Source organism: Micromonospora sp. RTBAU3-60 (assembly GCF_054963695.1).
Genome location: NZ_JBUEGB010000113.1, coordinates 1 through 13,036 on the forward strand (window position 1 = coordinate 1; position 13,036 = coordinate 13,036).

Below are 13,036 nucleotides of genomic sequence, written 5' to 3' on the forward strand. Positions count from 1 at the left end.
GGTCGCCGAGCAGAAGGGCACCCGCCCGGAACTCACCGAAGCCTCCGTCGTCGTCTCCGGCGGCCGCGGGGTCGGCAACGCCGACAACTTCAAGCTGGTCGAGGAGTTGGCCGACCTGCTCGGCGGCGCCGTCGGCGCGTCCCGCGCCGCGGTCGACTCCGGCTACTACCCGCACCAGTTCCAGGTGGGCCAGACCGGCAAGACCGTCTCCCCGCAGCTTTACATCGCGCTGGGAATCTCCGGGGCGATCCAGCACCGGGCCGGCATGCAAACCTCGAAGACCATCGTCGCGGTGAACAAGGACGCCGAGGCGCCGATCTTCGAGCTTGCCGACTTCGGCGTGGTCGGCGACCTGTTCAAAGTCGTCCCCCAGGCCGCCGAGGAGATCCGCAAGCGCAAGTGAGCCTGCCCGACTGATCCGACAGAGCCGCCGTCCGGTGATCCGGGCGGCGGCTCTGTCGTGTGTCACGCCCTTCCCGTCGCGGTGGGAAGGGAGCTGATCGGCGGGCCGGGGAGCTGAGCCGGCCCGCCGATCAGCCCGTCAGGGTGCCCCCTCGGCGAACTGCCGGCGACGGGGGCTCGGTTCAGCGTACCGAGTGGAAACCTCTGGCGAGGCCCCGGGCCGACGGGGGCGGTCCGGCATCCGGCGCGAGGACGCTTAGGCTGAGCGGGATGGCATACCTGGATCACGCGGCGACGACCCCGATGCTCGACGAGGCACTCGAGGCGTACGTCGCCACGGCCCGCGAGGTGGGCAACGCGTCGTCGCTGCACGCGGCGGGCCGGCGCGCCCGGCGGCGGGTGGAGGAATCCCGGGAGCGGGTGGCCGCCGTCCTCGGCGCCCGCCCCTCCGAGGTGATCTTCACCGGGGGTGGCACCGAGAGCGACAACCTCGCGGTGAAGGGCATCTTCTGGGCCCGCCGCGCCGCCCACGCCGAGCGGACCCGGGTGGTCTCCAGCGCCGTCGAACACCACGCCGTGCTGGACGCGGTGGACTGGCTGGCCGGGCACGAGGGCGCCGAGGTCGGCTGGCTGCCGGTCGACGCCGCCGGCCGGCTCGACCCGGAGCGGCTCCGCGCCGAGCTGGCCGCGCACGGCGAGCGGGTCGCCCTGGTCACCGCCATGTGGGCCAACAACGAGGTGGGCACCGTGCAGCCGGTCGCCGAGCTGGCCGCGGTCGCCGCCGAGCACGGGGTGCCGTTCCACACCGACGCGATCCAGGCGGTCGGGCAGGTGCCGGTCGACTTCGCCGCGAGCGGCGTCGCCGCCCTCACCGTCACCGGGCACAAGCTCGGCGGCCCGACCGGGGTCGGCGCGCTGCTGCTGGCCCGGGACGTCGCCGCCACCCCGTTGCTGCACGGCGGCGGCCAGGAGCGCGACGTCCGCTCCGGCACCCTCGACACGGCCGGCATCGTGGCCTTCGCGGTCGCCGTCGAGACCGCGGTGAAGGGCCAGCAGGAGTACGCGGCCCGGGTCGCCGCGCTCCGCGACGAGCTGGTGGAGCGGGTCCGGCAGGCGGTGCCCGAGGTGATCTTCAACGGCGACCCGGCCGACCGGCTCCCCGGCAACGCGCACTTCTCCTTCCCCGGCTGTGAAGGGGACGCGCTGCTGCTCCTCCTCGACGCCCAGGGCATCGCCTGCTCGACCGGCTCGGCCTGCTCGGCCGGGGTGGCCCAGCCGTCGCACGTGCTGCTGGCCATGGGCGCCGACGACGACCGGGCGCGCTCGTCGCTGCGGTTCACCCTCGGCCACACCAGTACCCGGGCGGACGTCGACGCGCTCATCGCCGCGCTGCCCGCCGCCGTGGAACGGGCCCGCCGCGCGGCCGCTCTCCGCACCCCCCGCTGACCCGGATACCCTCGGTGAGGACGAGGGGAGTGAGCCGGTGAGGGTTCTGGCGGCGATGTCGGGCGGGGTGGACTCCGCTGTGGCGGCGGCGCGCGCGGTGGAGGCCGGGCACGACGTGACCGGGGTGCACCTGGCGCTGGCCCGCAACCCGCAGACCTACCGCACCGGCGCCCGCGGCTGCTGCACCCTGGAGGACTCCCGGGACGCCCGGCGGGCCGCCGACGTGATCGGCATCCCGTTCTACGTGTGGGACATGGCCGACCGGTTCCACGAGGACGTGGTGGACGACTTCGTTGCCGAGTACGCGGCCGGCCGTACCCCGAACCCGTGCCTGCGCTGCAACGAGAAGATCAAGTTCGCCGCGGTGCTGGACCGGGCGGTGGCCCTCGGCTTCGACGCGGTGGTGACCGGCCACCACGCCCGGCTCGGCCCCGACGGCCTGCTGCGGCGCAGCGTCGACCTGGCCAAGGACCAGTCGTACGTGCTCGCGGTGCTGACCCGCGAGCAGCTCGGCCGCTCGATCTTCCCGCTGGGCGACTCCACCAAGGCCGAGGTACGCGCGGAGGCCGCCCGGCGCGACCTCGCGGTCGCCGACAAGCCCGACTCGCACGACATCTGCTTCATCGCCGACGGCGACACCCGTGGCTTCCTCGCGCAGCGGCTCGGGGAGACCCCCGGCGACGTGGTCGACGCGCTCACCGGCGCGGTGGTCGGCAGCCACACCGGCGCTTACCAGTACACCGTCGGGCAGCGGCGCGGCCTGCACCTGGACCGGCCCGCCCCGGACGGCCGCCCCCGCTACGTGCTCTCCATCACCCCGAAGACCAACACCGTCATGGTCGGCCCGGCCGAGGCGCTGGAGGTCTCCCAGGTGCGGGCCACCCGCCCGGTGTGGACCGGCGGCGAGCGGCCCACCGGGCCGGTCGACTGCGAGGTGCAGCTGCGGGCGCACGGCGACGTGGTGCCGGCGACCGTGTCGCTGGACGCCGACGGCCTCCGTGCCGAGCTGCGCCGCCCTGTACGGGGGGTCGCCGCCGGGCAGGCGATCGTGGCGTACCGGCCGGATCCGGCCGGGGACGTGGTGCTCGGCTCCGCCACCATCACGGGGTGAGCCTTCACGGCGGGAGCGGGCCGGGCAACGGATAGTCTGCGGCGGTGAGTGATCAGCCCTGGCCCTGGCCCGCCGGCGCGGCGACCGGCATCGGCTCGCTGCCCGGCACCGACATCGCCGAGGCGCAGCGCATCGTGCTCGGCGAGCTGCCCGCCCTGCCGCACCTGCCGGAGCTGCCCGCCCGGGGTCCCGGCGCCGACCTGATCGGCCGGACCGCCGGGCTGCTCGTCGAGCTGCCAGTCGAGCTGTTCGCGGCCCGCTGGCGGGTCGCGCCGCGTCCCGGCAAGGACCTGCGCCGCGCCCGCGACCTGATGGAGCGCGACCTCGACCAGCTCGCCGAGCAGGCCGAGGAGTACACCGGCCCGGTCAAGGTCCAGGCGGCCGGCCCGTTCACCCTGGCCGCGTCGGTGGAGCTGCCGATCGGCGGCCGGATGATCCGGGACCCGGGTGCGGTGCGGGACCTCGCCGGCTCGCTCGCCGAGGGGCTGCGCGGGCACGTCGAGGCGGTGGCCCGGCGGCTGCCCCGCGCGTCGGTGCTGCTCCAGCTCGACGAGCCGTCCCTGCCGGCGGCGCTGGCCGGCCGGGTGCCCACCGAGAGCGGCTTCGGCACCTACCGGGCGGTGGAGCCGGAGGTCGCCAGAGGGCTGCTGCGCGACGTGGTCGAGGCGACCGGAGTGCCGACCCTGGTGCACTGCTGCGCGCCCGACGTGCCGCTGGAGCTGATCCGTACCGCCGGGGCCGCCGGCGTCGCCCTCGACCTGGCGCTGGTCACCGACCTGGACCCGCTCGGCGAGGCGATCGACGCCGGGCTCGGGCTGCTGGCCGGCGCCGCGCCCGCGCTGCCGCCGCCCGCCGGTCGCGCCCTCACCTCGGCCCAGGTCGCCGACCGGGTACGCCGGGTCTGGGACCAGCTCGGCTTCCCCCGCCGTCGGCTCGCCGAGCAGGTGGTGGTCACCCCCGCCTGCGGCCTGGCCGGCGCCACCCCGGCGTACGCCCGGGCGGTCCTCGCCGCGTGCCGGGACGCCGGCCGGCGGCTGGCCGAGGAGTAGGTTTCCTGTCGCACCTCCGGGGCAGGATGACCGGCATGATTGGACAGCTGCGTTCCGTGGTGATCGACTGCCCCGACCCGCGCGCGCTGGCCGGCTTCTACGCGGAGCTGCTCGGCCTCCCGCTGATCGAGGACAACTCCGACGGCGACGAATGGGTGGTGCTCGGCGGTCCGCCGGGGCACCAGCCGCGGATCGCCTTCCAGCAGGCCCTCAACCTGCGCGCACCGGACTGGCCCGACCCGGACCGGCCGCAGCAGTTCCACCTCGACGTGACGGTGGACGACATCGAGACCGCGGAGAAGGCGGCGCTGGCCCTGGGCGCGCGGCGGCTGCCCGGCGAGGGTGAGGGCTTCCGGGTCTACGTCGACCCGGCGGGGCATCCGTTCTGCCTCTGCTGGGACTGACCGCCTCCGGCGCGGCTTGCGTCGGCGGTGCATGATCACCACCGTGATCGACTCTTCGCCGCGCCGCGCCGCCGGTTCGCTGTTCGGCCTCGCCTACGGCGACGCCCTGGGCCGGCCCACCGAGTTCCTGACCGTCGCCGAGATCGTCCGCCGCTACGGCCCCGCCGGCCCGCGGGAGCTGACCGGCGACCCGGCGCTGGTCACCGACGACACCCAGATGGCGCTCGCGGTGGCCTGGGCGCTGCACGACGCGCCCGCGTACACGCCGGAGGTGGTGGAGCCGCTGCTGCGGCAGCGGTTCCTCGCCTGGGCGGTCAGCCCGGACAACAACCGCGCGCCGGGGATGACCTGCCTGCGGGCCTGCGCCGAGCTGAGCCGGGGCGTCCGCTGGCAGCAGGCGACGGTCGCCGACTCGAAGGGCTGCGGGGCGAACATGCGGGTCACCCCGGTCGGGCTGCTCGACGTCGACCTCGACACCCTCGCCGGGCTGGCCCAGCTCCAGGCCGGCCTGACGCACGGGCACCCGACCGGGTTGGCGGCCAGCGAGCTGACCGCGTACGCGGTCCGGCTGCTGCGCGACGGCGCCGCGCTCGCCGACCTGCCCGGCCTGCTCGCCGCGCGGGCCCGGGAGCAGCGGACGGTCTACCGGGCCGACTGGCTGGGCGACCTGTGGCAGCGCCCCGGCGAGGCGACGCCGGAGGAGTTCATCGCCCGGGGGTGGGACGAGTGCCTGCGGGTCCTCGGCCGGCTCGACGCGGCGCTGGCCCGCCCCGACGACGGCGGCGACCCGTGCCGGCTCACCGGGGAAGGCTGGATCGCCGAGGAGGCCCTGGCGACCGCGCTGCTCTGCGCGCTGCGGCACGCCGACGACCCGGTCGCCGCGCTGGCCCGGGGCGCCACCACGGCCGGCGACTCGGACTCCATCGCCGCCCTCGCGGGCGCCTTCCTCGGCGCCGCCCACGGCATGTCCGCCTGGCCCGCCGAGTGGTCCACCCGCATCGAGTACGCCGACCAGCTCACCACCCTCGCCACCTCCCACGACTGACCCACCCCGCCCCGGTAGGTGACCCGGCGGGTGGTCGCGGCCCGGCGGCCCGGCGCATGCTGGTGTCGCGTGCCTGGCCAGGGCGGGTGGGGGGATGATTGTCAGCCCTGCCCGCTACGGTGCGGGGGTAGCACGATCACGGGAGGTTCACAGCGGTGACCGAGAGCGGCAGGGTGTCCGAGGACGCGGTTCCCCAGACGGTCAGCCCGGCGCAGGAGGCGGCGGCGGGCGCCGAGCCGACCCCGGAGGCGCGGGAGCGGCACGCCACGCTGAGCCAGGAGCTCACGGACCACCAGTACCGCTACTACGTGCTCGACGCGCCGACCATTCCCGACGCCGACTTCGACAAGCTGCTGCGCGAGCTGGAGGCGCTGGAGGCGGAATATCCGGCGCTGCGCACCCCCGACTCGCCGACCCAGCGGGTCGGCGGGACCTTCTCCACCGACTTCACCCCGGTCACCCACGCCGAGCGGATGCTCTCGCTGGACAACGCCTTCGCCGACGAGGAGTTGGCCGCCTGGGCCGAGCGGGTCGAGCGGGACGCCGGCGGTCCGGTTCCCTACCTCTGCGAGCTGAAGGTCGACGGCCTGGCCATCAACCTGACCTACGAGCAGGGGCGGCTGGTCCGGGCCGCCACCCGGGGCGACGGGCGTACCGGCGAGGACGTCACGGCCAACGTGCGCAGCATCCGGGACGTGCCGGACCGGCTGACGCCGTCCGACGACTTTCCCGCCGTGCCGGACCTCCTGGAGGTGCGCGGCGAGATCTACTTCCCGGTCGCCGCGTTCGCCGACCTCAACGCCGGCCTGGTCGAGCAGGGCAAGCCACCGTTCGCCAACCCGCGCAACGCCGCCGCGGGCAGCCTGCGCCAGAAGGACCCCCGGATCACCGCCTCCCGGCCGCTGCGCCTGGTGGTGCACGGCATCGGCGCCCGGGACGGCTTCCAGCCGACGGCCCAGTCCGAGTCGTATGCGGCGCTCAAGGCGTGGGGGCTGCCCACCAGCGACCGCTGGCGGGTGGTGCCCGACCTGGCCGGGGTCGCCGAATACATCGCCTACTACGCCGAGCACCGGCACGACGTCGAGCACGAGATCGACGGCGTGGTGGTCAAGGTCGACCCCGTCTCCATCCAGGGGCGGCTCGGCTCGACCAGCCGCGCCCCGCGCTGGGCGATCGCCTTCAAGTACCCCCCGGAGGAGGTGACCACCAAGCTGCTCGACATCGACGTCAACGTCGGTCGGACCGGCCGGGTCACCCCCTTCGCCGTCCTCGAACCGGTCCGCGTGGCCGGCTCGACGGTCGCCCTGGCCACCCTGCACAACGCCCGCGAGGTCGAGCGCAAGGGGGTGCTGATCGGCGACACGGTGGTGCTCCGCAAGGCCGGCGACGTCATCCCCGAGGTGCTCGGCCCGGTGGTCGACCTGCGCCCGGCCGACGCCCGCCCGTTCGTCATGCCCACCACCTGCCCGGCCTGCGGCACCCCGCTCCGCCCAGAGAAGGAGGCGGACGTCGACATCCGCTGCCCCAACAGCCGCAGCTGCCCGGCGCAGCTGCGGGAGCGGGTGTTCCACCTGGCCGGCCGGGGCGCCTTCGACATCGAGGTGCTCGGCTACAAGGCCGCCGCCGCGCTGCTCGACGCCGGGGTCATCCAGGACGAGGGCGACCTGTTCCACCTCGACGCCGAGCAACTCGCCCGCTCGCCGTTCTTCGTCAACAAGGACGGCAGCCTGGGCAGCAACGCCACCAAGCTGCTGGAGAACCTGGCCGTGGTCAAGGAGCGGGACCTGTGGCGGGTGCTGGTGGGGCTCTCCATCCGGCACGTCGGCCCGACCGCGGCGCAGGCCCTCGCGCGGCACTTCCGGTCCATCCCCGCGATCGAGGCGGCCGGCGAGGAGGAGCTGTCCTCGGTGGACGGGGTGGGACCGACCATCGCCGTCAGCATCAAGGAGTGGTTCGCCGTCGACTGGCACCGCGAGGTGGTGCGCAAGTGGGCCGAGGCCGGCGTACGGATGGCCGAGGAGGCCGGCGAGGAGGGGCCGCGCCCGCTGGAGGGGCTGACCGTGGTGGTGACCGGCACCCTGGCCGGGTTCAGCCGCGATCAGGCGTCCGAGGCGATCCAGAGCCGGGGCGGCAAGGTGACCGGCTCGGTGTCGAAGAAGACCAGCTTCGTGGTGGTGGGGGACAACCCCGGGTCCAAAGCCGACAAGGCGGCCAGCCTCAAGCTGCCCGTCCTCGACGAGGAGGGCTTCCGGGTGCTGCTGGAGTCCGGCCCGGACGCGGCCCGGGAGGTGGCCCGCGTCGAGGGCTGACACCGGTCCCGAAGTGGATCTTCGTGGCGCCGAGGCGCGTATACCAACTTAATTACGACTACGACCGATTCGTGACTGTCGTGGCGGGAATCCGGGCCTGAGGGCGTTTCATTGGCGTACGGCGTGTGACGGCGCACGCCAGGGCCGTTCCCGGGAGGTGCGATGGAGACCGGCGACCCGCGAAACTCCGTGCCGCCCGGGCGGGGTGCGCCGTTCTTCGGTTTCGTCGCGGTGGTCGGGGTGCTGGCGCTGCTCGTCTCGGCCGGGCCGCTGGCCGGGCTGCCGGACCGGCTGTCGGACATGCCGGTGGCCTTCTGGACCATGGCGGCGCTCGCCGTCGCCTGTGACGCCCGCCCGTTCGTGCCGCCCGGTCGGCGGCGGACCTCGGCGGTGTTCCCGTCGACCTGCTTCACGTTCGCGATCCTGCTCGGCTGGGGGCTCGGCCCGGCCGTCGCCGTGCAGGCCGTGGCGGTGGCCGTCTCCGGCTGGCGGCTGGGATACGCCCTGTGGCGCACCGGCTTCAACGCCGCCCAGTACGCCTGCGCGCTCGGTGCCGCGTACCTGGTCACCCGGCTCGGCGCCGGCGACCTCTTCGACGGCGGGCGGCTGCACTGGGCGGACGTGGCCGTGGTGGGCGGCGCCGCCGCGGCCTGGTTCGTGGTCAACTACTGCCTGGTCACCTTGGCGATCCGGCTGCGCTTCGGGGCCCGCTGGTGGCCCCGGGTCCGGCTCGGCCTGGCCTACGAGCTGCTCTCCACCGGGTCGCTGCTGCTGCTCGCCCCGGTGCTGGTCGCCGCCGCCCGGGCCAGCGCCGCGTTGATCCCGCTGGTGCTGGTGCCGCTCTTCGCCGTCTACCGGATGGCCCGGCTCTCCGCCGAGCAGGAGCAACTGGCCGCCCTCGACCCGCTCACCGGGCTGCCCAACCGCAAGGCGCTGCTGGCCGAGGTGGCCGAGCAGGTGCACCTGCACGCCGAGCGGGCCGCCCGGGGCGAGCCGGACGCCCACCTCGCCCTGCTGCTGCTCGACCTGGACCGGTTCAAGCACGTCAACGACGCCCTCGGGCACGCGGTGGGGGACCGGCTGCTGGTCGAGGTGAGCGCCCGGCTGACCGACGTGGTGGACGAGGGGCACCTGGTGGCCCGTCTCGGCGGCGACGAGTTCGCCATCGTCGTACCCCGGCTGACCGGCGCCGACCAGGCCCGGGAACTGGCCGACCGGGTGGTCGCGGCGCTCGCCGAACCGGTCCCGCTGGACGGGCTCCCGTTGGACGTGGGCGGCTCGATCGGTGTCGCGATGTTCCCCGAGCACGGCGAGGACTTCGCCACCCTGATGCGCCACGCCGACGTGGCCATGTACGACGCCAAGCACCGCAACGACACGGTCGCGGTCTACGCGGCCGAGTCCGATCACAACTCGGCCGAACGGCTCAGCCTCCTGGCCGACCTGCGCCGCGTCCTGGAGACCACGCCGGCCATACCCGTCGCGCCGCCGTCCGGCGTACGCGGTGGCGACGGCGCCGCCCTCGCGGCCGCGCCCGGCCTGGCCGCCCCTGCGCGGGCCGACGGTGCGGCCCGCAATGGTGGGCGGCGCGCCGTCGCCGTGCGGCCGGGGCAGGGGTCGGGGCGGTGGCGGTTGCGCCGGCGTACGCGGGTCGACCTGCGGCACGACGACGAGCTGATCAACCGGATCGTCACGAACGCCGACCCGATCCGCCGCCGGGCCGCCCGCCAGGTCGGGACCGACGCGTCGGCGGGCACCCCGGGTGACCGGCCACCGGAGGCGTCCGGCGGAGGGCTGGTCGGCGACGAGGCCCCGGTCCGGACGGGCGGCGGTGGGGACGACCCGGCCGGGGACCCGGGCGAGATCACCATGTACTACCAGCCGCAGATCGCCATCGCGACCGGCGAGGTCGTCGGGGTCGAGGCGCTGCTGCGTTGGCGGCACCCGCGTCGGGGCATGGTCGACCCGGGGGAGCTGATCCAGGTCGCCGAGCAGAGCGCGGTGATGCGGCTGCTCACCCGCCGGGTGGTGGACGACGTGGTGGAGCAGTTGGCGAAGTGGTCGGCGGCCGGCCTGACGCTGCGCGCCGCGCTCAACGTCAGCGTCCGGGACCTGCACACCGGCGAGATCGCCGAGCAGATCGCCGACCGGCTCGCCCGGTACGGCGTCCCGCCGGAGCGGCTCCAGGTGGAGATCACCGAGGGCGCCCTGATGGCGGACCCGCGGCGGGTGCTGGCCAGCATCTCCCAGCTGCACCGGACCGGCGTCGGCATCGCGCTGGACGACTTCGGCACCGGGTACTCGTCGTTGCAGCACCTGCGCCGGCTGCCGCTGTCCGAGGTGAAGGTGGACCGGTCGTTCGTCCTCGGGATGGTCGAGGACCCGGACGATGCGGCGATCGTCCGGTCGATGATCGAGCTGGCCGGGGCGCTCGGGCTGCGCGTGGTGGCCGAGGGCGTGGAGGACGAGCGCACCTGGCGGCTGCTCTACGCCGCCGGCTGCGACGTGGCCCAGGGCTGGTTCTACGCCCGGCCGATGCCGGCCGAGGAACTGGTCGCCTGGCTGTCCCGCTACCGCCCGGTCCACCCGGTGGCGACCGCCGACGCCGACGGGCCGCGCCGTCCGGCCCGGTGACGGGCGGCGACGGGACGCGGAGCACCCAGAGGGGGAGTCGGAGGCGTCGCCGTGACCGCAGGACAATAGACTCGCTCCGGTCACCGCGCGTCATCGCCACCATCGAACGCGCGGCCGGCACCCGAAGACGCAGCAGGACAGCCACGAAGGGGGCACCCGATGGCCGCCATCTCCCGCGAGGAGGTCGCGCACCTCGCGCGACTGTCGCGGCTCGCCGTCACCGAGGAGGAGCTGGACACCTTCGCCGGCCAGCTGGACGTAATCCTCCAGTCGGTCGCCCAGGTGGGCGAGGTCGCCGCGGCGGACATCCCGCCGACCTCCCACTCGGTGCCGCTGACCAACGTTCTCCGCGAGGACGTGGTGGCGCCGTGTCTGACCCCGCAGGAGGCGCTGTCGGGTGCGCCGGACGCCGAGGAGCAGCGGTTCCGCGTCCCGCGGATCCTGGACGAGGATGTGGCTTCATGAGCGAGCGGAGCGAGCGAATCATCGGGCTCAGCGGCGGCACGGAGCGAAGCGGAGTGGCGGCATGAGCGACCTGACCAAGCTGAGCGCGAGCGAGATCGCCGGACTGGTTGCCTCCGGGGAGACCTCCGCCGTCGAGGTGGCGCAGGCCCACCTGGACCGGATCGCCACCGTCGAGGACCAGGTCCACGCCTTCCTGCACGTCGACACCGAGGGCGCGCTGGCCGCCGCCCGCACCGTGGACGAGCGCCGGGCCGCCGGCGCGGAGCTGGGCCCGCTGGCCGGCGTGCCGGTCGCCGTGAAGGACGTGCTCACCACCAAGGGCGTGCCGACCACGGTCGGGTCGAAGATCCTGGAGGGCTGGCGCCCGCCGTACGACTCGACGATCGTGCAGCGGCTGCGCGACGCGGGCACGGTGATGCTCGGCAAGACCAACATGGACGAGTTCGCCATGGGCTCCTCCACCGAATACTCGGCCTACGGCCCGACCCACAACCCGTGGGACCTGACCCGGATTCCCGGCGGCTCGGGCGGCGGCAGCGCCGCCGCGCTGGCCGCGTACGAGGCGCCGCTGGCCATCGGCTCGGACACCGGCGGCTCGATCCGCCAGCCCGGCGCGGTCACCGGCACGGTCGGCGCCAAGCCCACCTACGGCGGCACCTCCCGGTACGGCCTGGTCGCGTTCTCGTCGTCGCTGGACACGCCCGGCCCGTGCGCCCGTACGGTGCTGGACGCCGCGCTGCTGCACCAGGTGATCGGCGGGCACGACCCACGCGACTCCACCTCCATCCCGGCCCCAGTGCCGGACGTGGTGGCTGCGGCGAAGCTCGGCGCGACCGGTGACCTGACCGGGGTGAAGCTCGGTGTGGTCACCGAGTTCACCGGGGAGGGCGCGGAGCCGGGCGTGATGGCCGCGTTCCGCGAGTCGGTGGAGGCGCTGGCGAAGCTGGGTGCCGAGATCGTCGAGATCTCCTGCCCGCACTTCAAGTACGCGTTGCCGGCCTACTACCTGATCGCGCCGAGCGAATGCTCCTCCAACCTGGCCCGGTTCGACGGGGTCCGGTTCGGCCTGCGGGTCGGTGACGACGGCAACCGGTCGCTGGAGGAGGTCATGTCGCTGACCCGCGAGGCCGGCTTCGGTCCCGAGGTCAAGCGGCGCATCATGATCGGCACGTACGCGCTCTCCTCGGGCTACTACGACGCCTACTACGGGCAGGCGCAGAAGGTCCGGACTCTGATCACCCGGGACTTCACCGCGGCGTTCGAGCAGGTGGACGCGCTGATCTCGCCGACCACCCCGTTCGTGGCCTTCCCGATCGGGGCGCGCACCTCCGACCCGTACCAGATGTACCTGGCCGACCTGTTCACCATTCCGACCAACCTGTACGGCGGGCCGGCCATCTCGGTCCCGTGCGGTCTCTCCGAGGGCCTCCCGGTCGGTCTGCAGATCATGGCCCCGACCATGGCCGACGACCGGATGTACCGGGTGGCCGCCGCGCTGGAGTCGACGGTCGGCACGTTCGCCCCACCGGCACTGTGACCCGCCCGCGGGGCGGCCGACCGGCCGCCCCGCGAGGGGTCACGGTCAGGTCCGGGAACGGCGCCGCGACAGCCGAACGGGACACCGATCGGCAACACGCGGTCACCGTTCGGTCTATTACGCCTTCCTGCCTGTCCTGATTGGATAATGTCGCTTCGCGCTGGTGAACGCGAATTCCGGCTTACCTCGATCGAATCCTGGACGGGCGATGAAGACGCTGCGACCGATAATGATCGTGTCGGCACTCATCCTGGTGCTGCTTGGCACGGCGCAGCCGGCGGCTGCCGCCACCATCACCTTCACGTCCGGTCCGCCGGCGTCCCCGGTCACCGCCTACGAGCCGTATCCGAGCCACACCTTCGCCGCGACCGGCGACGCCGCCATCACCTTCTCGCTGGCCGCCGGTTCCCTCCCGCCGGGCATGGCGCTGTCGTCGGGGGGTGGCTTCAGCGGCACGCCGACCACTCCCGGCACCTACGCCTTCACCGTCCGGGCCACCGGGACGCCCAGCGGCGACACGGCCGACCAGGCCGTGACCGTCGTGGTCGAGGCGCCGGTGATCACCATCACCTCGGACGCCCCCACCTCGCCGGTCACTGCCTACCAGCCGTACCCGACGCACACCTTCACGGCG

Annotated in this window: 11 protein-coding genes; all 11 read left to right on the top strand. The window is 74.3% G+C overall.

All coding sequences use genetic code 11. The annotated features are described in order from the left end of the window. Nucleotides 1-403 (top strand): electron transfer flavoprotein subunit alpha/FixB family protein (locus ACY34I_RS38675; protein ID WP_462759946.1); only part of this gene is annotated, 403 nt, incomplete at its 5' end. 269 nt (nt 404-672) lie between these two features. Beyond that, complete coding sequence (locus ACY34I_RS38680) at nt 673-1,848, top strand: cysteine desulfurase family protein (protein WP_462760228.1); 1,176 nt, start codon at nt 673-675, stop codon at nt 1,846-1,848. A gap of 37 nt (nt 1,849-1,885) precedes the next feature. Beyond that, a complete protein-coding gene (mnmA, locus tag ACY34I_RS38685) occupies nt 1,886-2,959 on the top strand; it encodes a tRNA 2-thiouridine(34) synthase MnmA (protein ID WP_462760230.1) in 1,074 nt (357 codons plus the stop codon). A gap of 44 nt (nt 2,960-3,003) precedes the next feature. Then, entirely contained in the window at nt 3,004-4,008 is a 1,005-nt protein-coding gene (locus tag ACY34I_RS38690; protein ID WP_462760232.1) for a methionine synthase, read from the top strand. A 35-nt stretch (nt 4,009-4,043) separates the two neighbouring features. Then, nucleotides 4,044-4,412 carry a VOC family protein gene (locus ACY34I_RS38695; RefSeq protein WP_462760234.1) on the top strand — a complete coding sequence of 123 codons (369 nt, stop codon included), beginning with the start codon at nt 4,044-4,046 and terminating at the stop codon, nt 4,410-4,412. A 31-nt stretch (nt 4,413-4,443) separates the two neighbouring features. Continuing rightward, nucleotides 4,444-5,457 (top strand): ADP-ribosylglycohydrolase family protein, encoded by a 1,014-nt coding sequence (locus tag ACY34I_RS38700; RefSeq protein ID WP_462760236.1) that lies wholly within the window; start codon nt 4,444-4,446, stop codon nt 5,455-5,457. Nucleotides 5,458-5,630: 173 nt separating this feature from the next. Further along, nucleotides 5,631-7,766, top strand: a complete 2,136-nt coding sequence (gene ligA / locus ACY34I_RS38705; RefSeq protein WP_462760244.1) for an NAD-dependent DNA ligase LigA — start codon at nt 5,631-5,633, stop codon at nt 7,764-7,766. A 162-nt stretch (nt 7,767-7,928) separates the two neighbouring features. Then, nucleotides 7,929-10,400 carry a putative bifunctional diguanylate cyclase/phosphodiesterase gene (locus ACY34I_RS38710; protein ID WP_462760238.1) on the top strand — a complete coding sequence of 824 codons (2,472 nt, stop codon included), beginning with the start codon at nt 7,929-7,931 and terminating at the stop codon, nt 10,398-10,400. A 159-nt stretch (nt 10,401-10,559) separates the two neighbouring features. Next, the gene (gene gatC / locus ACY34I_RS38715) at nt 10,560-10,865 is read left to right on the top strand and encodes an Asp-tRNA(Asn)/Glu-tRNA(Gln) amidotransferase subunit GatC (protein WP_148797891.1); all 306 of its coding nucleotides are present in this window, start codon (nt 10,560-10,562) and stop codon (nt 10,863-10,865) included. Nucleotides 10,866-10,926: 61 nt separating this feature from the next. Continuing rightward, the gene (gatA, locus tag ACY34I_RS38720; protein WP_462760240.1) at nt 10,927-12,402 is read left to right on the top strand and encodes an Asp-tRNA(Asn)/Glu-tRNA(Gln) amidotransferase subunit GatA; all 1,476 of its coding nucleotides are present in this window, start codon (nt 10,927-10,929) and stop codon (nt 12,400-12,402) included. A 208-nt stretch (nt 12,403-12,610) separates the two neighbouring features. Further along, nucleotides 12,611-13,036, top strand: a 426-nt coding sequence (locus ACY34I_RS38725) for a putative Ig domain-containing protein (RefSeq protein ID WP_462760242.1), incomplete at its 3' end; no start/stop codon positions are given.